Raw genomic sequence first — 26505 nt, forward strand, 5'->3', positions numbered from 1 at the left:
ATGTCTTTTTTGGTGCGGGCGCGAACCATTATGGTGCAAGGAATTTTTAGATAGCCGGTTTCTTTAATAGGTTTTTGGGGGGCGTTTAACCATAAATTTCATAAGCTGCTTTCAATAATTGCATGTGAATAGGAACCAGATCTTGATGCTGTGTTCGATAGCCACCGCCAACAACACACGCCATCGGAATGGATTCTGATTTCGCTAAACCAATCATCAAGCAGTCGCGTTCAAATATCCCATCTGTAGACACATTTAAATAGCCCAGTTCATCGTCTTGATGGATATCGATCCCCGCATCGTAAATAATCAGATCAGGCTGATGGTGAGCAATCGCTAACTTAGTGACTTGTTCAAAACAACGCAAAAATTCTTCATCTTTGGTTTCACGACTTAGCGGCACATCTAAATCGGATAGCGGTTTACGTGCAGGAAAATTTTTATCACAGTGGAAAGACAGAGTGATAATCTCTTCGCTATCTTGGCAAAGAGTCGCTGTGCCATCACCATGATGAACATCGCTGTCGACGATAAGTACTTTATCGATATGTTCAAAGGTCAGCGCGTGTTTTGCCGCTAAAACCAAATCGTTCAACAAACAAAATCCACTACCAAAATCATGATGCGCGTGATGGTAGCCACCACTCAAATGAATAGCTAAACCACTCTCTATCGCCATTTCTGCGGCCAAACAAGTTCCTCCGCTGGAATAGAGCGTTCTTTCAATAAGTTGTTCACTCCACGGAAAGCCGATACGCCTCATCTTTGCCGCAGGCAGGTTTCCAGAAACAAGCAAATCCACATACTCGCTATCGTGTACCTGTTTTACTTGCTCAACCGAAACGGGCGCTGGTTGGAACACTTCAAACTTGCTCTTCCACAAGGGTTCGCTATCCATTAGCGCCTCAACAGCACTGTGTAACAACTGATATTTGTTAATCGGATAACGATGACCTTCAGGTAAAGGCAGTTGCGAATAGATTGGGTGGTAAATTAAAGGAATCATAATCAAGTTAATTGCGTATCTTTCTCAAAATCATAACAGCCTCAGACTTGGCGACAACCTTAATTAATGATAACAATTATCATTACCTTTAATCCATTTCAGAGGCAACAATGAAAAACGTAATACTCATCCTTGGGGTGATCTGCGGCTCGATGGCTGCAGTAATGATTTTTGTAGGAATGCTAATGGCCAGTTGGTGGACCGTTGATTTTCTCGTGTTAAGCCATCAAACTTAACTAATTGAACTGAAAAGGAATCACCATGAGCGTTATTTTTATTACTGGAGCGAACCGCGGCATTGGCTTAAGTTTGACTCAACAATACTTGAAAGGTAATCACAAGGTGTACGCTACTTACCGTGACGCCTCTTCGGCAAAAGAACTGCTCTCACTCGCAGACCACAACAGCAACCTAACCTGCATTCAGTTAGAAATAACCGATTACCAAACGGTGAGCCAACTTCCCTCTCAAATTCCGTCGATAGATATCTTGATTAACAATGCTGGCTACTATGGGCCAAAAGGTTACGGACTAGGTAATACCGATGTTGAAGAGTGGCGACGTGTTTTTGAAATCAACACGATTGCACCATTGAAGCTTGTCGAAGCGCTATTGCCTGTTCTAGAAAAAAGTGACGTGAAAAAAGTCGCTTGCTTGTCTTCTCGAGTAGGCAGCATGACAGAGAATACTTCTGGGGGAGGCTACATCTATCGTTCCTCTAAAGCGGCTCTTAACTCCGTTGTGAAGAGTTTAAGCAACGACCTAACCAATAATGGCTTTACCGTGTTAGCCCTGCACCCAGGTTGGGTACAGACCGAAATGGGTGGGCCAAACGCTCTCATCGACACCGACACTTCGGCATCTGGCCTTATCAAAGTCATCGAATCTGCCAATACCGAAGTAAGTGGTCACTTCTTCAATTTCGATGGCACCGAGATAAACTGGTAGGCTCCCCATGAATCATCGCCTTCTTTCAAATTTACTGCGGCGTTCACCACTGGTTCTGTTAACCGTGGTGCTCGGTGGGTGTTTTGGGGAAGGCCCTGGAGACTTGTTTGACGACTACCAAACTAAAATAGCCAGAGTACAAGACGCTGACGAGATAAAAGAGAACTGGGAGTTTGAAAGCCTACCGAGAAAGCGAGAGCTGTTACTGGATGTACCTCCGCTCTCTATCGGGCTCATCGACAGCTATCAGCTTCGCCAATGTGGATTGTTCAACCTAATTGCCGAAAGAAACTCAGTACTAGGAAAAGTCGCGGACGAGTTACGCAATTACGATTATCAGGTCGCTCTATTGGAAGGTGTGGGGCAATGTTTAGCTAATAACGAGTTAGACACAGAGATCGTAGAATTACTAAAAGAAATAGAGCAACAGAAACTCGCACAGTTTCCGCTACATCAATGGAATCTCATCTACGCCAGTGATGCTATGCAGTCGCAAATGCGGGGTAGCCAGTGGTTACGTGCTGATATTGGCGATCAAGTGAGACAAACAAGCGACGCCCTAGAACATATCAATCAAGCGTTAAACACATCACTCGTTTCAGGCAAAACTATTGAGGTTCAAGAAGTTCTGGAGAAGAGTTCAACGCTTGGCGATTTGTACTACTCACTCGCTCGAGCCTCAGTTGAACTCGATACCATCACCAAACAACTCACCACCTTTGATTCCAACATCATCTGTGGGAAGCAACGAGACACAACCAAGTTTCGTTATCTCAACAATGTGTTCGAACAACAGTATATTGACAAGGTGCAGCCCTACATGGCGCAGCTAGATGGATACTATCAGCAGTTAGCCCCTCAACTAGGGATGTTTGACGCGCAGCCTGAACTCCACAGTTATTACTTTCCCATCCAAGATGCACATCAAGCTTTTCGAGCATCAACTCGTCGCCATGTCGACTATTGGCAACAGCTGTTTAAGCGTTGTGGCCGCAAGGTCGGACGTTAATCCTAACCTCAATAAGTCTTAGCTTTTGGTGCCCTTTTTAGCATACGTACCTTTCTTGGCATAAGACTTCTTCGCACCACCGCCTTTACGACGTTTAAACGCTGGTCTTTCGACTTTAGGAAGGTGGCGGAGTGATTCAGGAACTTCTCCCGTTTTTACCTTGCCCATCAAACCATCTATCTTGCTTTCCAGCGCTTGCATAAAAGGTTGGTATGCTTGATTTCGTTCTGCCATACCTTGCAACTGGTGCTCCCAGTGAGCGGTCATGTCGGGAAAGGTTGAGTCCTCAGGTAAGGCATTAATCAAACCTCTCCCCGCAGGGCTACTATGTATGCTCTTACCTTGTCGCGTTAGTAGCTGCCTTTTAAAGAGAGTATCTAGAATGCCTGCACGAGTCGCCTCTGTTCCAAGGCCATCGGTCTCTTTCAATATGGCTTTCAGGTCTTTGTTCGCAACAAAACGCGCGATACCTGTCATCGCTTGAAGCAGTGTCGCTTCTGTGAAGTGCTTTGGAGGCTCGGTTTTTTTATCACCAATCACACCCTCACGACAGGTGAGCACAGTCCCTTTATCCAGCGGTGGAACCGTATCAGTTCCATCACCTTTCTCTTCGGTGTCTGTTTTCCCCATCAACACTTTCCAGCCCGGGTTGATAAGCTGACGCCCTTTTGCGATGAACACACCACCAGCGATATCAAATACTAATTTGGCATCAGCAAAAACCGCAGGTGGGTAGAACTGCATTAGATATTGGCGGGCGATTTGTTGATAGATTTTCATCTCATTGGCAGACAAGCCATTCACCGATGATTTCTTCGGAGTAGGAATAATCGCGTGGTGAGCATCAACCTTGCTGTCGTTCCATGCTTTTGATTTAAGTGAAAGATCCGCACCTTGAGCACCACTTTGCAGCTCTTTCGCATTGTTAGCGATAGCATCTACTACCGACTCTCGTTGTGAGTAGTGATCTTTCGGTAAATAGCGGCTATCAGAACGTGGGTAAGTGATGAGTTTGTGTTTCTCGTACAACGACTGACACGTATCTAACACCTGCTGAGCACTCATACCAAAACGTTTAGACGCATCAATCTGTAAAGCTGACAACGAGTAAGGAAGCGGCGCGGCTTGTTTGCTTTGCTTCTGCTCTGATTCCGTCACGGTTGCAGGTTGATTCGCAATTCGGTTAGCCACGTTCTCAACCAGCTTTCGATTGAGCACTCGGCCTTCTTCATCTTGCCATGGTTTACATGCTTCGCTTGGTTTCCAACGCGCTCGAATATCAAAGTTCTGGCCGTTGTTTTGATAAGGGATCAAAGCGTGCAGAGTGAAGTAATCTTTTGGGATGAAGTTCTCGATCTCTTCATCACGTCTCACCACCAAGCCAAGCACTGGCGTCTGCACTCGCCCTACCGACAACACGCCTTGGTAACCCGCCTTTTGACCAAGCAAGGTGTAAGCTCGGGTCATGTTCATGCCATACAGCCAATCGGCTCTAGAGCGTGCTAGAGCAGAAATAGACAGTGGGATAAAGTCGCGGTTACTGCGCATTTGAGAGAGCGCACGTGTTACGGCAGGTAAGTTCAAGTCACTGATCAGTAGCCTGTCCATCGACTCTTTCTTAGCCTTAGAGACTTTGCAGTAATCGATCACTTCATCAACAAGCAACTGCCCTTCTCTATCCGGGTCTCCGGCGTGAACAATTTGAGTGGCGTCCTTCAATAGCTTTCGGATCACCGTGAGCTGTTTGCTTGAAGTCTTGCGTGGTCTTAGCTGCCATTGCTCTGGCACGATAGGAAGATCGGCCAAGTTCCATTTCTTATAACGGTCGTCATAAGCGTCTGGCTCAACCTGCTCCAATAAGTGTCCAATACACCAAGTCACCACATCCCCGTTACCACATTTGATAAACCCTTGGTCTTTCTTCTGTGGATTCGGTAGTGCGGCGGCGATCGCGCGGCCGAGGCTTGGTTTTTCAGCAATAATAAGGCGAGACATGTTTTTCCAGATGCTACAAACAATTAGGGCCACATTATCTAATGTGGCCCTAATAAATCAAGAAAAACTGGTTGTTTATACAGTTAGCATTCCACTATTCAAGCTTCAGCTTTCTTTACAAGAACTCGACGAACTTTGAGAAGTCACGTTCTGGCGCTTTCATTGGCGTACAGCCCGGAGTACCCAAATATAGGAAACCAACTATTTCATCGTCGCCTTCTAGGCCGAAAGCTTGATGTACTTCTGGGTGGAACATCCATTTACCTGAGCGCCAAAAACCTTGGAAGCCTTGAGCGACGGCTGCCATTTGCATTGCTTGCGCAGCGCAACCTGCAGAAAGGTGTTGTTCAATCGCTGGTACTTTCTCGTGCTCAGTCACTTTTGCAATCACGGTGATCACCATCGGAGCTCGGAACGGCGCTTTTTTTACTTTCTCGATCACCGCTTCTTCGCTTTCATCCGCTTCAGCAGCACGAACCAAGATGTCAGAAAGCTTTTGTAGGCCTGAACCTTGTGCGATAACAAAGCGCCATGGTGTTAGTGCACCGTGGTCTGGAGCACGCAGCCCTGCTTTGATGATGTTTTCTAACGCCACACCTTCAGGTGCCGGATCAGAGAGTTTTGCGATAGAGCGTCTGTTGAGCAATAGATCCAAAGCATCCATTTGAAGTCCTTACTATTTCTTTATTATTTGTATACTTGAACTTTAGCACAGAATACAAACGATAATAAATCTCAACCACTGCCCATCTAGGTTAGATTAGAAACAATAAAGGCTCCTAAATCTATGACTTAGGAGCCTTGTTCAAACATCTATCTCAATAGATTAGATAAACATATCTACTGATAAGATTACAGCTTGATTGCTGATTCTATAACTTAATAGCTAGCTCAACACCTTGACGGATAGCTCGTACCGCATCCAGTTCACCGGCATAATCAGCACCGCCGATCACGTGAAGCTTGCCACCAAATTCTTGCCACATATCTTCGAACGGACGAACTGACACCTGACCTGCACATACAATAACCGAATCGGCATCGAGCACCTGATCTTTCTTACCAACGCTAATATGCAGACCTTTATCATCAATCTTGTTGTAGCTCACGCCGCCTAAAAGGTTTACACCGCGTTTTTCTAGGGTGCGTTTATGAATCCAACCAGTAGTTTTGCCCGGGCCTTTACCAACACGACCCGCTTTACGTTGCATCACCCAAACCGTTTTATCGCTGAACGAATCAGGGTAAGGGTAAAGCCCACCTGGGTGTTCCATATTCTTATCGATGCCCCACTCATGCAGCCAATCATCTAAACTGTGAGAAGTAGGCTCGGTTAGCATGGTTGCCACATCAATACCTATACCACCAGCGCCAACAATCGCAACTTTTTCGCCTACTGGTGTCTTTTCACGAATCAAGGTTTGATAATCGACTACGTTTTCTTGGTCAATCCCTTCAATATTAAGCTTTCGGGGTTCAACACCGGCAGCCATCACGACTTCATCGTACTTCAACAACATTTCAAACGTCGCTTCAGTATCCAGTTTTAAGTTCACGCCTGATGCATCTATTTGATTAGCAAAGTAACGAATCGTTTCTCTGAATTCTTCCTTACCAGGGATCTGCATTGCCAATCTAAATTGTCCACCGATACGGTCACTTTTTTCAAGTAAGTCAACATTATGACCACGCTGTGCTAACGTCGTCGCGCAGGCTAAACCAGCAGGCCCAGCACCAACAACAGCAATAGTTTTGGTCGCATCCGCAGGTTGAACAACAATTTCAGTCTCGTAACAAGCACGTGGATTCACCAAACAACTTGCTCGCTTACCCTTAAACACGTTATCAAGACAAGCTTGGTTACAGCCGATACAGGTATTAATGAACTGCGCTTGGTCTTGAGCGGCTTTGTTGACGAAATCAGGGTCAGCCAAGAATGGACGAGCCATTGATACCATGTCGGCCTGTCCTGAACTGAGGATACGTTCTGCCTCTTCTGGCGTGTTAATTCGGTTACATGTCACCACTGGGATCGACACGTATGGTTTCACTTTTTCCGTCACCCAAGAGAATGCGCCTCTTGGTACTTGCGTCGCGATAGTCGGAACACGAGCTTCATGCCAACCAATGCCGGTATTGATGATAGTCACGCCCGCTTCTTCTAATTTCTGAGCCAAAAGAACAACATCTTCAAACGTGCTGCCTTGCTCAACCAAATCCAGCATCGACAAACGGAAAATAATAATGAAATCTTTACCCACCGCTTCACGAATCGATTTAACAATCTCTAGCGGGAAACGCATACGCTTCTCGTAAGAGCCACCCCATTCGTCGTAACGCATGTTGGTACGCTTACAGATGAATTGGTTAATCAAGTACCCCTCAGAACCCATGATCTCAATGCCATCATAGCCCGCGACTTGAGCGAGTTCAGCACTGTTGGCAAAAGCACCAATGGTCTTTTTGATTTGGCGAGGGCTCATCTCACTCGGTGCGAACTTAGCGATTGGCGCTTTAATACCAGAAGCACTTTGCGCGAATGGGTGCATTGCATAGCGGCCAGCATGCAGCAACTGAAGGGCAATTTTACCGCCATGCTTATGCACGGCTTCTGTAACAACTTGGTGCGCTCTAGCGTGCTTAACTTTACTGAACTCAGCACTGAATGGGGTCAATCTGCCACGTAAATTAGGAGAGAAACCACCGGTAACAATAAGGCCAACGCCTCCTTTTGCTCGCTCTTCATAAAACGCGGCGAGTTTGTGTAGGCCTTCTTTATTTTCTTCTAAACCTGTGTGCATTGATCCCATCAATACACGGTTACGTAACTGAGTAAATCCAAGATCGAGTGGTTCAAGTAAATGTGGGTACATGGCAGACATCACTTCTATTATTTTATCCTTGTGGTCTGACCACAGTATAGTTCAATTACCAAAAGTTCAAACAACCGTTTACATTTTTGTAACACCGATCATAATGCAGAGCGTATTAATCGTTCAGAACCCCTTAATTTGACTACACTTAATGAGAATATATATCGATTAACAATTCTTGGTGTAGTTTGAGCTTGGGAATTATCGTAGGATACTAAGCAGTTCATATTATTGAGATTAATGGTACTACGGCTTGTTAAAGCGACGTGATCTCACTGCGGAGACAGAATGAAAAAAATATTCAAATTTATAGGCATGATCTTTAAAGGGATTTGGAAGCTCATCACGTTTGTGCGTCTTGCGCTTGTTAACCTCTTCTTTTTACTCAGTATCGCCATAATCTACTTTGTGTACTTTCACTCAGATACGGCTCAGCCTACTGTTCCACAGCAATCGGCTTTGGTGCTTAACCTTTCTGGTCCGATTGTAGAGCAAAGCCGCTACATCAACCCGATGGATTCCTTGACAGGTTCACTGCTTGGCAAGGACCTTCCGAAAGAGAACGTGCTGTTTGATATCGTTGAAACTATTCGCTATGCCAAAGATGACGAGAACGTAACAGGCATTGTATTAGCACTTAAAGAGCTACCAGAAACTAACCTGACCAAGCTTCGTTACATTGCTAAAGCGCTGAACGAGTTCAAAGCAGCGGGTAAGCCGATTTATGCGGTGGGTGATTTTTACAATCAAAGCCAATACTACCTAGCCAGCTACGCGACCAAAGTCTACTTATCGCCGGATGGTGGTGTGCTTCTTAAAGGCTACAGCGCTTATTCGCTTTACTACAAAACCTTATTAGAGAAACTAGACGTGAACACCCATGTATTCCGTGTAGGTACTTATAAGTCTGCAATCGAACCTTTCATTCGTGATGACATGTCAGACGCAGCAAAAGAATCGGCTTCTCGTTGGTTAGGGCAACTATGGGGTGCTTACGTTGATGATGTGAGCCACAACCGCCAAATCGACGCGAAAACACTGAACCCAAGCATGGATACTTTCTTGAAAGAGCTTGAGTCCGTTGATGGTGATATCGCGAAACTAGCCGAAAAACTGGGCTTAGTGGATGAGCTAGCAACCCGTCAACAAGTTCGACTAGAGCTTGCAGATGTGTTCGGCAGTGATGGTCAAGACAGCTACAACGCATTTGGTTACTACGAATATCGTACAACTATGCTTCCAGACATGAACAGTGAATCACACGATGTTGCTGTGATTGTGGCAAGCGGTGCCATTATGGATGGCAAACAACCTCGCGGCACTGTTGGTGGTGATACCACTGCAGCCCTACTTCGCCAAGCTCGGAATGACGACAAAGTGAAAGCGGTTGTACTTCGTGTAGACAGCCCAGGTGGCAGTGCCTTTGCTTCTGAAGTTATTCGCAATGAAATCGAAGCGATCAAGCAAGCGGGTAAACCTGTAGTGGTTTCTATGTCTAGCCTTGCGGCTTCTGGTGGTTACTGGATCTCGATGGGCGCAGACAAGATCTTGGCTCAACCGACCACACTAACAGGCTCGATTGGTATTTTCAGTGTTATCACAACCTTTGAGAAAGGCTTGAACGATATTGGCGTTTACACCGATGGCGTGGGCACGTCTCCTTTCTCTGGCCTAGGTATTACAACTGGACTTAGCGATGGCGCGAAAGACGCGTTCCAAATGGGCATTGAAAACGGATACCGCCGATTCATCAGCCTAGTTGGAGAAAATCGCGGCCTAGAAGTCGATGCTGTCGACAAGATCGCTCAAGGCCGAGTATGGACAGGTCAAGATGCGATGCAGAAAGGCTTAGTCGATGAGATTGGTGACTTTGACGATGCGATTGCAGCAGCGGCTTCACTTGCAGAGCTTGAAACCTACAACATTTACTGGGTAGAAAAGCCGCTTTCAGCAACTGAACAGTTTATTCAAGAATTTATGAACCAAGTTCAGATGTCGATTGGCCTAGATATTCAGTCAATGATTCCAAGCAGTTTACAGCCTGTTACGCAGCAGTTAGCTCAAGATAGCCAACTATTAGGCAACTTTAACGACCCACAAGGCCGTTACGCTTTCTGCCTGAACTGCCAAGTTCAATAAGTTAAACCAATAACTCAATAACCAAGAGGCGCCTGTGTGTTAGGCGCCTCTTTTTATTGCATGATAATTCGCTATAATCGCCCCCCTGTTCCCTACATCACACTAAGTATTAATCGCCATGGAAAGAAAACACATCTATATCGCGTACACCGGCGGCACAATTGGCATGCAGAAGTCTATTGACCACGGCTATGTTCCAGTCGCAGGTTTCATGGATAAGCAACTAGCTGGCATGCCTGAATTCCATCGCCCAGAGATGCCTGAATACACCATTCACGAATACTCTCCTTTAATGGACTCCTCAGATATGACGCCACTTGATTGGCAAACTATCGCTGATGACATTCGCGCGAACTACGATAAGTACGATGGTTTCGTTATCCTGCATGGCACAGACACTATGGCATACACCGCCTCTGCGCTGTCTTTCATGCTTGAAAACCTCGGCAAACCTGTGATTGTTACGGGCTCTCAGATCCCACTAGCAGAACTTCGTTCAGACGGACAAGCAAACCTGTTGAATGCATTACACCTTGCGGCTAACTACCCTATCAATGAAGTAACCCTGTTCTTCAACAACAAATTGATGCGCGGTAACCGCAGTACAAAATCGCATGCAGATGGCTTCAATGCGTTTACGTCTCCAAACCTAAATCCATTGCTTGAAGCAGGTATTAATATCCAGCTTAGCAATAACGTAAAAGTCAATGAACAACCTGAAGGTGCTTTCAAGGTTCATAACATTACTCCGCAACCCATCGGCGTAATCACTATGTACCCAGGCATCTCACATGAAGTAATCCGCAATACGCTGCTACAGCCTGTTAACGCAATGATTCTACTGACTTTTGGTGTCGGTAACGCACCCCAAAACCCAGAGCTGCTTCAGCATCTGAAAGATGCGTCAGAGCGTGGTGTGATTGTGGTGAATCTAACGCAATGTTTGGCAGGTAAAGTCAACATGGGCGGTTACGCAACAGGATGTGCACTTGCAGAAGCTGGCGTGGTGAGTGGCTTTGATATGACGCCAGAAGCGGCGTTGGCGAAGCTACACTACTTATTAAGCCAAAACCTAAGCTATGAAGAAGTGAAGGCTCAGATGCTACAAGTGTTGCGCGGTGAGATGAGCTTATAACCTGTTCAAGGATTCACGTTAACCCCAGTTATTCGATGAAAGTAACGGTGGCTTAACGTGAACTAAATCGTTTTATTGCTTATAAATAAACGAGTTAAACTAAAAGGGGTGGCACATTGCCACCCCTTTGTTGTAATTTAAGCTTAATGATTCGGGTTAACCCTAACAATGTCTTCTTGGTCTGACTTAAACTGTTTTTTTAGTTCAGACTTAGATTTAAAGCTAATCTCACCACCAGCTGCAATTGTCATATGTTGAGCTTCAGAGTTATGTTTAGATTGATATAACATAACCGCTTGCATACACGAGTCGCGCTGTTCTTTTGAGAGCGCCGTACCTTCTGGCCATTTACCCGTTTCAACTGCGTAGGTTAAACGTTCGTAGACCTCGGGTGTCATTGCGCTAAGAAGTTGTTCTGCATCCATGGTAAAGCCTTAGTTTTAACAATTTTCACCAGAAAATAACCCGTAACAGAATTGAGTCAAGAACCTGACCGATAATAAGTGCATTTGATCACAAGTGAAGGAATATGAAAATTATGAAATGGTTGGCGATTAGCCTATTGCCTTTTACTCTGGTTGGGTGTCTTGAAGGGAACAAAAATACCGATCAACTGTGTCAAAGCAACCCTGGACTTCAGTGTGAACAATTGAATATGAACGATGGGCAATGTCGTGTCGCACGTACCGACCTTATCTGGCATCGATTTGAAGTTCAGAAGCAACCCAGCGAAATAAACAAAATTAAAGAATTCGAATTAGTCACTGCCTACAAAAAGTGCCTAGAACTCGCGGCGCAGATCGAAACTATCGACCAATCTAAGCTGCAAGAGCGTCGCTTTACCTCTTTAATGCACAGTATCGAAGAGTCTGAGCGCATTGTTGATGAGCTATCGAAATCCGATACACCGGAAACGCTTTACTTCTTGTGGTCACAAACTGGTGATATTAATGCAAGACGTAGCTTCTTACAGCTAGAAGGAACTGAAGCATTAAATACGGCAGAGATGCAATATGCTCTGGCGACTTTCTATACCACGAGAGATCATGCAAAGACATTAAAGCTACTCAATAATGCGCTAACATTGTCGAATAACTCGGTTGTTAATACTGAGATATTTAAGTCCATGGCCAGTATCAATCACAGCTTAGGCCATAGAGAAAAGGCGTACGTATGGGCAATGGTAGCCAAAGACTTTGATGTGCCGATTGCTTCTGAAGCGGAGTTGGCTGTTCTCTACAACTTCGAAGCCCCAAAGTACAAGCAGTTAAATAAAGACGCAGACAAAATTGTTGAAGCCATTGAAGATGGTGTTTACAGCCCTTCGGTCGTCCCTAATTACTGATCGAACACTTATTGATTTCTAACCTAAGCTTCCTATTCATCAGCTTAAAAAAAACAGCTACCTTTCTGGTAGCTGTTTTTATTTGTACTAAAGTTAATTCTGAAATCTTGGGCGTTCAGTATTCCTAAATCGGCAAATGCGATCTGTAAGGATTAGACAATAGTTACAAGTTATTTCGTAATTTTGTCATTTTTGTTGAAAATTAACGACACCGAATTAACACAGAAGCGCTCGCCAGTTGTCTGCGGGCCATCAGGGAAAACATGACCTAAATGGCTATCACAAGCAGTACAACGGATCTCTACACGCTTCATTCCGTGACTTAGATCTTCTATATAGCGTACCGCTTCATCATTCACTGGGGCATCAAAACTAGGCCATCCACACCCAGAGTCATATTTGTTATCCGACAGAAACAAAGGGCTTTGACAGCATGTGCAGCTATAGACACCCGTCTTCTGATTATGCAGCAACTTACCGCTATAAGGGGCTTCAGTTCCACGTAGACGACACACTTCAAATTCATCATCTGATAGGCGCTCACGCCAGTATTCATCAGGCTTTAACATATTTCCTTCCTTTTGAATCACGTTAATATCTCTCCACATTCTCATTTATTATATTTACTTTTTACCATAAAGGCTTGCATATGAGTCGTTTTGTAGCACATACTTTCTCACCAGGAAACATTGTACATATACACTCATAAGTGAATCATCATTTAGGGGTATTTTACCCAACTGGAAGGGTACAGAGCCACTCGCAATGGTCAATTTTCAACCACTTACACCCAATTGTTAAGAAAAGCGTCGCTTTTTTTTGACATTAAACAAGTTAAGTCGGATTATCTATTGCAGATGTATACTGGATTCTGTAATTTTACTACCAGTTATCTTTAATCAGAAATTAAGTTGTGGAGCAACTACAATGACTATCAAAGTAGGTATTAACGGTTTTGGCCGTATCGGCCGTTTCGTATTCCGCGCAGCTCAAGAGCGTGCAGACATCGAAGTAGTAGGTATTAACGATCTAATCGACGTAGAGTACATGGCATACATGCTTAAGTACGACTCAACTCACGGCCGTTTCAACGGTACTGTTGAAGTTGAAGGCGGTAACCTAATCGTTAACGGTAAAACTGTACGTGTTACAGCTGAGCGTAACCCAGAAGACCTTAAGTGGGATGCTATCGAAGTAGACGTAGTTGCTGAAGCAACTGGTCTTTTCCTAACTGACGAGACTGCACGTAAGCACATCACTGCTGGCGCTAAAAAAGTAGTTCTTACTGGTCCTTCTAAAGATGCAACTCCAATGTTCGTAATGGGCGTTAACCAAGCATCTTACGCTGGTCAAGACATCGTTTCTAACGCTTCTTGTACTACTAACTGTCTTGCACCTATCGCTAAAGTACTTAACGATAAGTGGGGCATTGAGTCTGGTCTTATGACTACAGTTCACGCTACTACAGCAACTCAAAAAACTGTAGATGGTCCTTCTGCTAAAGACTGGCGCGGTGGCCGTGGTGCTTCTCAAAACATCATCCCATCTTCAACTGGTGCTGCTAAAGCTGTAGGCGTTGTTCTTCCAGAACTAAACGGCCTTCTAACTGGTATGGCTTTCCGTGTACCAACTGCTAACGTATCTGTAGTTGACCTAACTGTTAACCTAAAAGAAGCTGCATCTTACGAAGAAATTTGTGCTGCAATGAAAGAAGCTTCTGAAGGCGAAATGGCTGGCGTTCTTGGTTACACTGAAGACCAAGTAGTATCACAAGATTTCATCGGTGAAGTTCAAACTTCAGTATTCGATGCTAAAGCTGGTGTTGCTCTAACTGACAAATTCGTTAAAGTTGTATCTTGGTACGACAACGAAATCGGTTACTCAAACAAAGTTCTAGACCTAATCGCTCACATCTCTAAGTAATTTCTTTTTAGAAATCGCTTTAGATAAGCATTAGCGAAGACTTTCATTGAGAAAGACTTTGAAAAAGGCGACCTTAGTGTCGCCTTTTTAATACCTGCTATATTTTGAGCGTCTTTTGAATGAAGTTGATTAAAAAACAATGAAGTTCAATTCTAATACTGTCTGAGCTTGTTACTCGTCATATCACAAGCATCACTCTAGTCAGCATTTGAATTCAATTTCCTTAGAAGGATCATGTAATGGATTTATCTACTCTACCCACACTGACTGTACTTTCTGACAACGTGACTATCGTAGAACACGAAGGCGTAAAATTGGTTCGCGTTATCCACGATAAAGCAAACGCAGCGATTTCACTGTTTGGCGGCCATGTGGTGTCATTCCAACCGCAAGGTCAAGAAGACCTGATTTGGATGAGCCAACAAGCTAAATTCGATGGTAAAACGGCTCTGCGTGGTGGTATTCCAGTATGTTGGCCTTGGTTTGGTCGTATTGCAGCACCTGCTCATGGTTTTGCTCGTTCAAGTGAATGGCAATTGCTTGAGCACCGTGAAAGCGAAGCGGGTGTGATTGTTAGCTTAGGTCTGAAGCCAAGCGAAGAAACGTTGGCAGTATGGCCTCATCAGTTTGATGCACGCCTAAATGTTGAGATTAGCGATGAGCTGAAAGTAACATTAGATGTGAAGAACACAGATTCACAACCATGGACTTTCTCTGGAGCGCTGCACACTTACCTAAACGTTGGCGATATCCACACCACAACCACAACAGGTATGGGTGCTGAGTACATTGATAGCCTGCAAGGTGGCAAGATCTGCCAAGGTGGTGCTGAGCTGATACTGACTGACACTATTGACCGTGTTTACACGCAACCAGAAGCGCAAATCTTTGTTGCTGACAAGAAGCTGGATCGCACACTAACAGTTGAAAACCACGGCCATAACTCTGCAGTACTGTGGAACCCGTGGGCAGAAGGTGCTACCAGTATGGGCGATATGCAAGACGACGGTTACTTAACTATGATGTGCGTAGAATCAACACTGCACGCACCAAGCCTAGAAGCAGGCAAAACGTTACAGCCAGGTGAGAGCCATCAGCTGATTACGGTTATCTCTTCGAACTAAGCTACTCAGTAACTTAGTCAAAAAATTCTTCAAAGGCCGGTTTATCCGGCCTTTTTTACAGCTATTTTTTACAACACTACGATGGCCATCAATTAGCTTTGCTGCTGTGAATAGTGAACTAACGTTTCTCTATAGAGTGACAATAGAGCATTGCTGTCTACTTGAACGCCGACTTTTTGTGCAGGGAATGAACTCCACTCATCATTCATATATTTACGTTGGTCAGCTTTCTGAATTGTCATACCTTCAGCTGGGCCATCAGTCACTACTCTGACCGAGCCACTACGACAGGTAAACAGAGATGGTTGGATAACATAAGCAATCGCTGAAGGATCGTGAACATGACACCCCTCCATTCCTACCTTTTCAGAATAGAACTTTAAGTAGTAACGGCTAACATCCCAGATAAACTGCCCTACCTCTCCAGCATCATCTCGCAACTCATCAAGGTAATGACCGGTAAAGAAGCTTTCCTCCGTGACATCTAGCCCAATGATCACCACTGGCCATGATGCCGTAAACACCTTATCCGCAGCGTGAGGGTCATCATGGATATTCGCTTCAGCAAATGGCGTCACGTTACCTCTATGGTCATTTTCACCAAACGCACCGCCCATAACGACCACTTCTTTTACTAAGTCGACAATTTCAGGAGCCGCCTCCAGAGCAAGCGCAAGGTTAGTAAGAGGGCCAACCGCCAGAAGAGTGATCTCTCCAGGTTCTGCTCGAACACTATCGATAATGAACTGATAAGCTGGCTTTTCAATCGCTGAAACACTTAACGAGCTTGGCACTTTCACATCACCAAACCCTGTTTCGCCATGCACCACAACCGTAGCTCCAACGGGATCTCTAACCAAGGGCTTATCAGTACCCTTTGCCACAGTCGCTCTCATACCAAACTTCTGCTTTAAATAGAGTGCATTCTGAGTACCGTTGTCTATCGTTGCATTGCCATAAACCGTAGTAATGCCCATCAGCTCAATCTCTGGGTGAGCTTCTGCAAATAGGATAGCCATTGCATCATCGATGCCCGGGTCTGTATCTAGGATGATTTTCTTTGTCATATCAGCTTCTAATTAAACAGTAGGAAGGCATAGACGATACCCAGAAAAAACGCAGATAAACGTGACCTAAACCTAAGCTCTGATTTTTATTGTAATAAGCTATAAGCTCACTATTCTAGAAGCGGATATTCGTGCCTTTTTATTTAGCCTGATGCAGACCTTTTTGATAGAATCTGCGCCCAACTCTATGCCTCTGAGATCGTCATGACTTACCAATGCCCTTTGTGTCACCAACCTTTATCTCAAAACGATCGTACGTTTAAGTGTGAAAAGAACCATCAGTTCGACCTAGCGAAAGAAGGCTATGTCAATTTGATGCCAGCGCACCACAAACGCTCAAAAGATCCAGGTGACAACAAAGAGATGATGCAGGCACGTCGTCGCTTCCTTGAAGGCAACCATTACGATCCAATGCGCCAAGCAGTCGTTGGCTTATGTTCTAGCTACCTGCCAGACACAGATCCTAGCCTGTTAGACATTGGCTGTGGCGAAGGGTATTACACCAACGAAATTGCGGTAAATCTTCAAGAGAAGAATGGTGCGACTTTTGGCCTAGACATTTCTAAGATTGCTATCAAATACGCCGCTAAACGCTATCCTGCTGTCGACTTCTCAGTTGCATCAAGTCATCGCCTACCCTTTGCTGAAAACAGCTTAGACGGCATTCTACGCATTTATGCGCCTTGCAAGGCTGAAGAGTTACAACGCACCATCAAAGACAATGGTGTGGTGATCACCGTAACGCCTGCTAGTCGACACCTGTATCAACTGCGTGACGCAATTTATGATGGCGTTCGCTTGCATGATGAAGACCCAGAAATGATCGAAGGTTTTACGCTTGAGCATCAAGAGCAACTAAACTATATGATGGAACTATCGGGGTCAGATGCATTCGACCTGCTACAGATGACGCCGTTTGCTTGGAAGGCGAGTGAAGAGTTTAAACAACAACTCACCGAGGCAGAGCAATTCAACTGTGAAGCTGACTTTATGCTGCGAGTGTACCGCAAACAAATTTAATTGATATTGATTATCGTTTGCATTGAAATCTTATCTTGCCTCCTTTAGTATGCGTGTTCTTCAAGGAGGCATTTCATGCAACGTATTATTCTTATCGGATTAGCTACTCTTCTCACGGCTTGTGCTAATCCACCTGCAAAAGACACTTCTCAAAAAGTGGCTCAAACGGAATCCGTTTCCACATTCTATGACTACCAGTTCGCTTCTCCACAAGGCGAAACACTTTCTCTCGATGCATTACCCGAGCAGCTGATTGACTCTGATGTAGTTCTTATTGGCGAATGGCACACGCATTCTGCTATTCACCGATTCCAAACCGACTTCTTAAAAGCGCGCCGCAACGCAACATCCAACATTGCGCTTTCAATGGAACAGTTCACTCGAGAGCACCAAGCCACACTTGACCAATACTTAAACGGTGAAATTGGCGAACAAATTCTCATGTCTCAAGCGGCAGCTTGGCCGAACTATGAAAGTGATTACCGCGCATTAGTTGAGTTCGCAAAAACCAACGATGTCGATGTTATTGCGGCAAACGCACCAAAACCATTTGTGCAGTGTATTGGCCGTAAAGGATTGCCTTACTTAGACCAATTATCGACCGAGCAACGCCAATGGATTGCCGCCGAAGTGGATACTGGCGATAGCCCTTACAAAGAAAAGTTCATGGCTTCTATGCACCACGGTACGCCAGAGCAAACAGAAAAGCAGTTTGCCGCTCAGGTTACCTGGGACGAAACCATGGCTGAGTCGATTGTAGATTACCTAGCATCAAACCCTGATAAACAAGTGATTCATGTGGCTGGCAAGTTCCACACCGAGGGTGGTTTAGGCACTGCTGCTTCTATTTTACGTCGTAACCCAGATTTAAAAGTGGTTATTGTTACTCCTGTTTCAGAATTGTCTTCTAACTCAAGTGACTACCAACTAAAAGTGCTTTCTCCACCCGCTCGCTTTGTTCAAAAAGAGAACCGAATGAAGGCATACAAGCACCTGTCAAAACGCAGCGCTAGCCTAGAGTGTGACTAGGGTCTGTTGATCCACTCTTCTAAGCTAAAGAGCCGATGGGCTAATACTAGATAATTAGCCCATCGTCACAACTTGATCACGTTCCCACCATTCATCCTAACTCTATCTAAAATCGAACATTCTTATCGGCACAAGACTTGCTTAACAAATAGACTGTTCAACCAAGCAGAAGAAAATGTAATGTGCGAATAAAAAAACATCACTATCGATGATTAATTGCACAAGTTTTTCACACCTCTGCCGATACTATATTTAAGGATAGGTAAGGAGAGCGATATGACGCCAGTAGGAACGAGTAATACTCAGCTGTATTCACCTTCGCAAATGAATGCACAAGCTAAAAGCACTGAAGCTGAAAAGCCTGCACCTCTTAAGGTTGAGCAAAATACCGTGAAGCTTTCTGATGAAGGTAAAGCGCTCTTATCTGCCCTAAAAGAAATCGATAAAGAAGCAAAAAAAGTCGAAGCAGAGAATGAAACCGTCACCGATAAGGTTGAATCATTTGCTCACGGCGCATTAGGTATGGATCACCCTGATAAGATTGAAGAAGAAGACGATGATTCTTATTCAGCAGGGCAATACTTATCCGCGGCGGCAACCGTTGGTGGCATTCTTCTCGCTCTGATTTAACGTTACACTCACTCTACACTACTCCTTCCACAGCCCTTTTGCATTGGCACCTCATGCCTTGCCTATTTCTCATTGCCAAAAGCGATTTGTCGTCACGACAACAGACCCGATTTGGTCTAAAAAACGAGTTCATTCCATAATTCCGCTCTCATTTTAATGGAATAATACTCGTGAAAAACACTTTTGAGCTTATTGACAAGCCAACCTTCTTTGGTGCTATTGCACTCCTACTCACGATAGTTTTCCCGCTGATTTTGTTCCCGGCTCAGGGCGCAGAATGGATTGCGGTTGCGAAAACATTCATGACTGACCAACTTGGATTTCTATATCTGGCTCTAGGCCTCGCTGCCTGTGCATTTATGGTTTACGTTGTGTTCAGTGATATGGGACAGATTAAACTGGGCGAAGCCGATGAAGAGCCTGAATTCAAAACGGCATCATGGGCTGCAATGTTATTTTGTGGCGGTATCGGTGCAAGTATCTTGTACTGGGGCTGCATTGAGTGGGCTTACTACTACCAATCACCGCCTTTCCAACTAGAACCAGGCAGTGAAGAAGCGGTTCGTTGGGCTGCAACTTACGGTTTATTTCACTGGGGACCAATCGCTTGGTCTATCTACCTGATCCCTGCGATTCCTATCGCTTACTTCTTCTATGTACGTAAACAGCCTGTTCTAAAAATTTCTAGCGCGTTAATGCCTGTTCTTGGTGAACACCGCAGTAAAGGCGTCCCTGGAAAAATCGTCGATATCCTTTTCATTTTCGGTCTATTAGGCGGCGCTGCAACAACACTCGGTTTAGCTGCACCTCTAATCACCGAAGGTCTAAATCACCTATTTGGTCTACCTAAAAATAACCTAACTCAAGTGATGGTGCTTTTAGTGTGTACTGCGATTTTTGCTTACTCATCTTATGCTGGATTGGAAAAAGGCATCAAGATCCTAAGTAACATCAACTTCTGGGGTGCAATGGGTCTATTGGCTTTCGTTCTGATTGCAGGTCCAACTATTTTCATGCTTGAAACTGGCCTAGATTCAATTGGTCGTCTGCTGTCTAACTTCTTCGTGATGGCGACATGGGCAGAACCATTTGGTGGCTACGGTACATTTGAAAACACCCACTTCCCACAAGACTGGACGATTTTCTACTGGGCATGGTGGCTAGTATTTGCACCGAGTATGGGTCTGTTTGTTGCGCGTATCTCTCGCGGCAGAACCATCAAGCAAATGGTGTCAGGTTCGATCTTCTTCGGTTCACTAGGTTGTTTCTTATTCTTCATGATTCTAGGTAACTACGGCTTATCACTACAGCTTTCTGGTGAGCTAGATGTAGTTGCAATCCTGAATGCCGAAGGCGCAACCAAAGCAATCTTCTCGATGCTAGCGCAGTTGCCAATGAGCACGCTGGTTATCGCTGTATTTACAATGCTGTGTATCATTTTCACGGCCACGACATTTGACTCTATCTCATACATCCTGGCGTCTGTTGTACAAAACAACGTGACCGAAGAGCCAATGCGTTGGAACCGTATGTTCTGGGCATTCACTCTGTCGTTCTTGCCAACGATTCTGATGTTCTTGGGCGGCCTAAGCACGCTACAAACGGCGGCAATTGTTGGTGGCTTACCGCTGCTTGCTATCTCTGTCATGCTGATGATTTCAGCGGTTCGTGCGACAAACCTCGACCTGCGCCATCAAGACGCGTACATCGAGCCAACGATTAACATCGAAGAACTGCCAGACATGGACCCTTGGTCTGCTGAAGGTATGGCGCTGGCTCAATTTGAGAAAGAAAGAGATGCAGCACAAGAAGCTGCAGAACTTGAGCGTGTTGCTTACACAGAACTTGCCGCAGTGAAGAAAGAAATTCGCGCTTATGTGTTAGAACAAGGTTCACAAATGGAAACTCACGAGTTACCAGAGAACCTACAACAAGCACTTGAGCAGGCCGAGAGTAATCTTAGTGCCGCACAAGCGAAAAAGATCGAGTTATCTGAGCAAGCTCAGAATGCTCGTATCACGTTCAACCAGGTGGTTGCAGACTTACCGCTTGCTTGACATTAGCCATGACACAGTCCATTGATTTGGACCCTCCTAAATACGACAAAGGCTCACAGAAATGTGAGCCTTTTTTTATTCGGACAATTGACTAGTGATCGTTAACTAACGGTTGGGGTGATTCAAGATGTGGTCTTCCCAATCGACAACATCAATTTCGTATACCACTTTGTTACGAACGCTTTCACCTGCTGCATGCATCTCTGTTTTTGATCCAGTGATCAATGGGTGCCACTCAGGGATCGGCTTAGATTCTGATAGAAGACGGTAAGCACAAGTATCTGGTAGCCAGTGGAACTCATCGATTTTGTCACGAGTCAACTTCAAACACTCTTCACCTGAAGTGAAGCGGTTCGGGTAGTCTTTACACGAACATGTTTTGTCATTTAACCAGCTACACGCCACATTGGTGTAGTAAACTTCATCGCTATCTTCATCCATTAGTTTATGCAGGCAGCACTTACCACAACCATCGCAAAGTGATTCCCACTCATTCTCGGTCATCTGTTCTAGTGTTTTTTCTTGCCAAAATGGATTCGTCATAGGATTACTTCTTACTCTTTTACTGGGGTGCGTGTTATACCGCTAGCCCATCAAAAGTTCAAGGATAATAATTGTTCATTCTTTGATTGAATCAACAGCTGTCACTCTCATCATTTTTTGCTACTATCGCGCACCCTGTTATTTAGTGAGTTTAATTTGATGGAATGTCGTCTAGGTTGTGGAGCATGTTGTATCGCTCCAAGTATTACATCTGCTATTCCTGGAATGCCTAATGGTAAGCCTGCTGGCGTACGCTGCATCCAATTAAATGAGCAAGATCTGTGTAAGTTATTCGGTCAACCTTCACGCCCTAAAGTGTGTCATCAATTCAAAGCATGCCCTGTCATTTGTGGTAAGACCGACCAAGAAGCCCTTGATAACCTGATCGAATTAGAAGCAATTACCTAAGCGTATTTGCCCTTTTCTACCTACTATATGCCCAAGATTTCACAAAGTTGCGAAATCTAAACTATCTTGTTGATACTGGTACAGATTAATAAGGATCGTTATGAATAGGTATATCGCAGAAATGTTTGGTACGTTTTGGTTGGTGTTGGGGGGTTGTGGTAGTGCAGTCTTAGCCGCTGCTTTTCCCGATGTGGGAATTGGCTTGCTCGGAGTCTCTCTTGCCTTTGGTTTAACAGTGCTGACCATGGCTTTCGCTATCGGTCATATATCCGGTTGTCACCTCAACCCTGCTGTTACTATCGGCCTTTGGAGTGGCGGACGCTTTGATGCCAAAGATGTCGCACCTTATATTATTGCCCAAGTGATTGGCGGTATTATCGCAGGTGGCGTGTTATTTGTGATTGCTTCAGGCCAAGCTGGCTTTGATGCTGCGGCGTCAGGATTTGCTTCCAATGGTTATGGTGAACACTCACCGGGCGGTTACTCGCTCACAGCGGCTCTCGTTTGTGAAGTGGTCATGACTATGGTGTTCCTATTCGTGATTATGGGCGCGACTGATTCAAAAGCACCTGCTGGGTTTGCACCTATCGCAATTGGTCTTTGTTTAACCTTAATCCACCTTATCAGTATCCCTGTAACGAATACTTCTGTGAACCCCGCTCGAAGTACCGGCGTGGCTGTATTTGTCGGTGATTGGGCTGTTTCGCAACTATGGCTATTCTGGGTTGCACCAATTATCGGTGCCGTGATTGGCGCGATGATATACAAAGCAGTGAGAGGGTCAGATTAAGCTCGAAAAAAACGTCTAAAGCAATAAAAGAAAAAGCCGCTTGGTGAATCATCACCAAGCGGCTTTTTTAGATCTTATGACGACCGAGTAATGAGTGCGAAAGCGTGGTGCCATCCACCAGCTCTAGCTCACCACCAACGGGAACACCATGAGCAATACGGCTTGCGTTCACTTCATGGGCATTACATAGCTCAGCAATGTAGTGCGCTGTTGCTTCCCCTTCAACTGTCGGGTTGGTCGCTAGGATTACTTCAGAGATATCACCACGTCGTAAGCGGTAGTCCAGCACATCGAGACCGATATCACTTGGACCAATACCATCAAGTGGTGAAAGGTGACCCATAAGAACAAAGTAACGACCAGAATATTGGCCAGTTGCTTCGATAGCTGCAATGTCTGCAGGGCTCTCTACTACACAGATTTGACCATTTTCCTGACGTTTAGGATTGGTACAAATGTGGCAAGTATCTTCTTCAGTAAAAGTACGGCACTCATTACAGTGACCAATTTCGGTCATTGCTTGGCTAAGAGCTTCAGCCAACTGTAGGCCGCCTTTTCTATCGCGCTGTAACAAATGAAAGGCCATACGCTGCGCCGACTTGGGGCCAACCCCAGGTAGACAACGTAAGGCCTCCATCAAATGCTCCAGCATATGACTGGTACGCATATTTAACCGTTCTAATTTTCAAGTAACGATCTACTCAAGATAAACCGCAGCTTGAATAAACCTTTAGAAATAGTTTCTTAGAAAGGCATCTTCATACCTGGTGGAAGTTGCATTCCGCCAGTTACGCTAGCCATTTTCTCTTTTTGAGTTTCTTCAACGCGACGAGCCGCATCGTTGAAAGCTGCAGCGATAAGATCTTCAAGCATCTCTTTATCGTCTTCCATTAGGCTTTCATCGATATCAACACGGCGAACGCTGTGGCTACCAGTGATCGTTACTTTTACAAGGCCAGCACCTGACTCACCTGTAACTTCCATATTTGCGATTTCTTCTTGAAGCTTTTGCATGCGCTCTTGCATTTGCTGGGCTTGCTTCATCATGTTGCCCATACCGCCTTTACCAAACATGTTAATACTCTCTGGTCTAATTGGTTTATTAAAATTAATTAAGCTATACGTACTTAAATGGGGGTTAAGCCAGTGCGATTCAACCCCTCGATGTTCAGTTCTCAGATTTGCTTGTCTGGGATGATATACAAGTCACTAAACGAGAAAATGTTCTAGATAGGACGAACGCTGTCTCTGTCGAGTTCTGCAGCAAAACGTCTTTCAATGAACTGTACGTTGGCATCGTTTTCTAAAGCGGTAAACGCGTCTTTCAACTTACCTTGATACAATCTTTCTCGTAATTCTAGTGGCGTTTCTCCACCATCACCGATTTCAACACTCAAATGACACTCTTCTCCGAGCACAGTATTGAGCGACTGTAATAGTTCGCTCTGTGCGCGGTCCGTATTCAAGTGAGCTTGACTCGCTCTTAACGTTAAAGTGATTGATGTGTCGTTTTTAGCAAACACTGAGTTCAATGCTAACTGTTCAACAAGCTTGGCTGTCTCTAGCTTTTGAATCGTGGCGGACCATTCATCTTGAGCAATCGACTCTTGAAGCAATTTATCGACCATTTCTGGTGTCTTAATATGCTCTAACGCACGCTTGATCTGAGTAGGTGTAAGCTCTTTGCTCACCTCTTTCACTACAGGTTTAGACGGTTTCCAGCGATAAGGTTCATTATCATTGGTTACCTTTTCTGCAGAAGAGGCAGATAAAGAAGCTGGCGACACCCGCTCAGAGCCACCGTGTTGCTGAGCAACTCGGTCAAGAACTGAAGTTTTAGCTGGTGTCGCTTTAGCCTTTTTTGGCGCTGACCCTTTGTTTTCCGGTGCCGCACTGCCTCTGCGTTGAGAACGCAGTTGGTGGCGTAAACCACTGACAGGTGAAGTTGCACGCGCAGGCTGCTCTTGCGAAACGGGAGGAGCAGAAGGTGCAGCGCTTGGCTGTTGAACTGGACTCTGGTTCTGATAGTTCGGTTGTTGCTGCTGAGGCTGCTCTGCACCGTAGCTTGGACGCTCATCATAAGCAGGTGGTGCATCATACTGGCTATGCGGGTAATCCTGTTCTGGATAACCTTGGTTGCCTGAGTGTTCAGCATAACCTTGCGAATCTGAATACTGTGCTGGATTCTGCTGCGGAGCCTGTTGTACCAGTTGCTGCTGCATAGTTTGCTGTTGAGGCGCCGGTTGTTGCATCTGAGGCTGTCTCGGAGCTGCCATTGGCGCAGGTTGGCTCACAGGTTGAGCAACGCTCTGAGCTTGAGCTACTGGTGCTGGCGCAGTGCTTGTCGACTGAGTCGAGATTGCTGTTGCAACCGTTTGTTCAGCAGGTCTAAAGGCCAACATGCGTAAAACTACCATCTCAATACCAACACGAGCGGTTGGCGACAGCGGTAAGTCTTCGCGACCTTTCAACACGATCTGGTAGTAAAGCTGAATGTCTTGAGGGCTGAGTGCCTTACTCAACAGTTCTAGCTTCTCAGCATCCGGTTGGGCTTTATCTAATGTTGACGGCAGAGCTTGGAACATCGCCAAACGATGGAGTTGAGTCGCAAGCTGATTCAGCAAACCATCCCACTCTAAGCCGTTCTCAGCAAGGCTTTGAATACAAGCCATAGCCACTTGAGGCTGCTTACTGCTGATCGCTTCAAGCAGGTGAATTGCTTGGTCGGTGTCTAGCGTACCGAGCATGTGAGCCACGGTGTCTGTCACGACATTACCGTTACCTAGTGCGATAGCTTGATCCGTTAAACTCAGAGCATCACGCATACTGCCGTCAGCAGCATGAGCAATCATCCCAAGCGCACGAGATTCAGACGTCACATTCTCTTGTTCAAGAATGTGGTCAAGCTGTTCGTGAATATTATCAACGCTGATCGGCTTAAGGTGGAACTGCAGACAACGCGACAGAATCGTCACAGGAAGCTTTTGTGGATCGGTCGTTGCGAGCAAGAATTTCACATACTCAGGCGGCTCTTCTAAGGTCTTTAGAAGCGCGTTAAAGCTGTGCCTAGAAAGCATGTGTACTTCATCGATTAGGTAAACCTTGAAGCGACCACGTGCCGGCTTGTACTGAACATTGTCCAGAAGCTCGCGGGTATCTTCTACCTTTGTACGTGATGCAGCATCGATCTCTAGCAGGTCAACAAAGCGACCTTCGTCGATCTCTTTACAGGTTGCACATTCACCACAAGGGGTTGAGGTAATGCCTGTTTCACAGTTGAGTCCTTTAGCAAACAAACGGCCGATGGTTGTTTTACCAACACCTCTTGTACCGCTGAACAGGTATGCATGGTGCAACCTATTCTGGCTAAGGGCATTCTCTAATGCTGTTAAAACATGGGCTTGACCAACCACTTCTTTGAATTTGGTTGGTCGCCATTTTCGCGCTAACGCAAGATAGCTCAT

At 45.2% G+C, this 26505-nt stretch carries 24 protein-coding genes; 13 read left to right on the plus strand and 11 right to left on the minus strand.

Going from position 1 to position 26505, the window contains the following annotated elements:
• Positions 1 to 85: 85 nt before the first annotated feature.
• Positions 86 to 1006 carry a histone deacetylase gene (locus ITG09_11460; GenBank protein ID UPR51314.1) on the minus strand — a complete coding sequence of 307 codons (921 nt, stop codon included), beginning with the start codon at positions 1004 to 1006 and terminating at the stop codon, positions 86 to 88.
• A gap of 261 nt (positions 1007 to 1267) precedes the next feature.
• Here ITG09_11460 and ITG09_11465 point away from each other — a divergent pair, with 261 nt between their 5' ends.
• Together ITG09_11465 and ITG09_11470 are read left to right on the plus strand one after the other, a co-directional pair.
• Positions 1268 to 1954, plus strand: coding sequence for an SDR family oxidoreductase (locus ITG09_11465; GenBank protein ID UPR51315.1), 687 nt, complete (start codon positions 1268 to 1270; stop codon positions 1952 to 1954).
• Positions 1955 to 1961: 7 nt separating this feature from the next.
• Positions 1962 to 2963 (plus strand): DUF3080 domain-containing protein, encoded by a 1002-nt coding sequence (locus ITG09_11470; protein ID UPR51316.1) that lies wholly within the window; start codon positions 1962 to 1964, stop codon positions 2961 to 2963.
• An 18-nt stretch (positions 2964 to 2981) separates the two neighbouring features.
• Here the strand turns inward: ITG09_11470 and ITG09_11475 are convergent, their stop codons facing one another.
• From ITG09_11475 to ITG09_11485, 3 genes are all read right to left on the minus strand, one after another.
• Positions 2982 to 4958, minus strand: a complete 1977-nt coding sequence (locus ITG09_11475; protein UPR51317.1) for a DNA topoisomerase III — start codon at positions 4956 to 4958, stop codon at positions 2982 to 2984.
• A gap of 115 nt (positions 4959 to 5073) precedes the next feature.
• Positions 5074 to 5622 carry an NAD(P)H nitroreductase gene (locus tag ITG09_11480; GenBank protein UPR51318.1) on the minus strand — a complete coding sequence of 183 codons (549 nt, stop codon included), beginning with the start codon at positions 5620 to 5622 and terminating at the stop codon, positions 5074 to 5076.
• A gap of 208 nt (positions 5623 to 5830) precedes the next feature.
• On the minus strand, positions 5831 to 7840 hold the full coding sequence (locus ITG09_11485; GenBank protein UPR53631.1) for an NADPH-dependent 2,4-dienoyl-CoA reductase: 2010 nt from the start codon (positions 7838 to 7840) through the stop codon (positions 5831 to 5833).
• 279 nt (positions 7841 to 8119) lie between these two features.
• Here ITG09_11485 and sppA point away from each other — a divergent pair, with 279 nt between their 5' ends.
• On the plus strand, positions 8120 to 9970 hold the full coding sequence (gene sppA, locus ITG09_11490; protein UPR51319.1) for a signal peptide peptidase SppA: 1851 nt from the start codon (positions 8120 to 8122) through the stop codon (positions 9968 to 9970).
• 118 nt (positions 9971 to 10088) lie between these two features.
• The gene (gene ansA / locus ITG09_11495) at positions 10089 to 11105 is read left to right on the plus strand and encodes an asparaginase (GenBank protein UPR51320.1); all 1017 of its coding nucleotides are present in this window, start codon (positions 10089 to 10091) and stop codon (positions 11103 to 11105) included.
• A gap of 143 nt (positions 11106 to 11248) precedes the next feature.
• Here the strand turns inward: ansA and ITG09_11500 are convergent, their stop codons facing one another.
• Positions 11249 to 11530, minus strand: coding sequence for a DUF1315 family protein (locus ITG09_11500; protein UPR51321.1), 282 nt, complete (start codon positions 11528 to 11530; stop codon positions 11249 to 11251).
• 113 nt (positions 11531 to 11643) lie between these two features.
• Here ITG09_11500 and ITG09_11505 point away from each other — a divergent pair, with 113 nt between their 5' ends.
• A complete protein-coding gene (locus ITG09_11505) occupies positions 11644 to 12450 on the plus strand; it encodes a DUF2989 domain-containing protein (GenBank protein UPR53632.1) in 807 nt (268 codons plus the stop codon).
• A gap of 170 nt (positions 12451 to 12620) precedes the next feature.
• Here the strand turns inward: ITG09_11505 and msrB are convergent, their stop codons facing one another.
• A complete protein-coding gene (msrB, locus tag ITG09_11510) occupies positions 12621 to 13019 on the minus strand; it encodes a peptide-methionine (R)-S-oxide reductase MsrB (protein UPR51322.1) in 399 nt (132 codons plus the stop codon).
• A 358-nt stretch (positions 13020 to 13377) separates the two neighbouring features.
• Here msrB and gap point away from each other — a divergent pair, with 358 nt between their 5' ends.
• Positions 13378 to 14373: a type I glyceraldehyde-3-phosphate dehydrogenase gene (gene gap, locus ITG09_11515; GenBank protein ID UPR51323.1), complete on the plus strand. Its 996-nt coding sequence runs from the start codon at positions 13378 to 13380 to the stop codon at positions 14371 to 14373.
• A gap of 239 nt (positions 14374 to 14612) precedes the next feature.
• Positions 14613 to 15497, plus strand: coding sequence for a D-hexose-6-phosphate mutarotase (locus tag ITG09_11520; protein ID UPR51324.1), 885 nt, complete (start codon positions 14613 to 14615; stop codon positions 15495 to 15497).
• A gap of 92 nt (positions 15498 to 15589) precedes the next feature.
• On the opposite strand, the gene ITG09_11525 is transcribed toward ITG09_11520, so the two are convergent.
• Positions 15590 to 16564: a nucleoside hydrolase gene (locus tag ITG09_11525; GenBank protein ID UPR51325.1), complete on the minus strand. Its 975-nt coding sequence runs from the start codon at positions 16562 to 16564 to the stop codon at positions 15590 to 15592.
• Between the two features lie 204 nt (positions 16565 to 16768).
• Here ITG09_11525 and rlmA point away from each other — a divergent pair, with 204 nt between their 5' ends.
• The 4 genes from rlmA (at position 16769) to ITG09_11545 (ending at position 21300) form a co-directional block, all read left to right on the plus strand.
• Positions 16769 to 17584 (plus strand): 23S rRNA (guanine(745)-N(1))-methyltransferase, encoded by an 816-nt coding sequence (gene rlmA, locus ITG09_11530; GenBank protein UPR51326.1) that lies wholly within the window; start codon positions 16769 to 16771, stop codon positions 17582 to 17584.
• A gap of 75 nt (positions 17585 to 17659) precedes the next feature.
• A complete protein-coding gene (locus ITG09_11535) occupies positions 17660 to 18613 on the plus strand; it encodes a ChaN family lipoprotein (protein ID UPR51327.1) in 954 nt (317 codons plus the stop codon).
• Positions 18614 to 18889: 276 nt separating this feature from the next.
• Positions 18890 to 19243 (plus strand): hypothetical protein, encoded by a 354-nt coding sequence (locus tag ITG09_11540; GenBank protein ID UPR51328.1) that lies wholly within the window; start codon positions 18890 to 18892, stop codon positions 19241 to 19243.
• 170 nt (positions 19244 to 19413) lie between these two features.
• Positions 19414 to 21300 (plus strand): BCCT family transporter, encoded by a 1887-nt coding sequence (locus ITG09_11545; protein UPR51329.1) that lies wholly within the window; start codon positions 19414 to 19416, stop codon positions 21298 to 21300.
• Between the two features lie 105 nt (positions 21301 to 21405).
• Here ITG09_11545 and ITG09_11550 read toward each other — a convergent pair whose 3' ends face one another.
• On the minus strand, positions 21406 to 21843 hold the full coding sequence (locus tag ITG09_11550) for a YcgN family cysteine cluster protein (GenBank protein UPR51330.1): 438 nt from the start codon (positions 21841 to 21843) through the stop codon (positions 21406 to 21408).
• A 159-nt stretch (positions 21844 to 22002) separates the two neighbouring features.
• Between ITG09_11550 and ITG09_11555 the strand changes: the two genes are divergently transcribed.
• Both ITG09_11555 and aqpZ read left to right on the plus strand, forming a co-directional pair.
• Positions 22003 to 22251, plus strand: a complete 249-nt coding sequence (locus ITG09_11555) for a YkgJ family cysteine cluster protein (protein ID UPR51331.1) — start codon at positions 22003 to 22005, stop codon at positions 22249 to 22251.
• Between the two features lie 100 nt (positions 22252 to 22351).
• Entirely contained in the window at positions 22352 to 23041 is a 690-nt protein-coding gene (gene aqpZ / locus ITG09_11560; GenBank protein ID UPR51332.1) for an aquaporin Z, read from the plus strand.
• A gap of 67 nt (positions 23042 to 23108) precedes the next feature.
• Here aqpZ and recR read toward each other — a convergent pair whose 3' ends face one another.
• From recR to dnaX, 3 genes are all read right to left on the minus strand, one after another.
• Positions 23109 to 23708 carry a recombination protein RecR gene (gene recR / locus ITG09_11565; GenBank protein ID UPR51333.1) on the minus strand — a complete coding sequence of 200 codons (600 nt, stop codon included), beginning with the start codon at positions 23706 to 23708 and terminating at the stop codon, positions 23109 to 23111.
• 77 nt (positions 23709 to 23785) lie between these two features.
• Positions 23786 to 24115 carry a YbaB/EbfC family nucleoid-associated protein gene (locus ITG09_11570; GenBank protein UPR51334.1) on the minus strand — a complete coding sequence of 110 codons (330 nt, stop codon included), beginning with the start codon at positions 24113 to 24115 and terminating at the stop codon, positions 23786 to 23788.
• A 152-nt stretch (positions 24116 to 24267) separates the two neighbouring features.
• A complete protein-coding gene (gene dnaX / locus ITG09_11575) occupies positions 24268 to 26505 on the minus strand; it encodes a DNA polymerase III subunit gamma/tau (GenBank protein UPR51335.1) in 2238 nt (745 codons plus the stop codon).

This window comes from Vibrio cyclitrophicus (genome assembly GCA_023206055.1).
In the GTDB taxonomy this organism is placed as follows: domain Bacteria; phylum Pseudomonadota; class Gammaproteobacteria; order Enterobacterales; family Vibrionaceae; genus Vibrio; species Vibrio cyclitrophicus_A.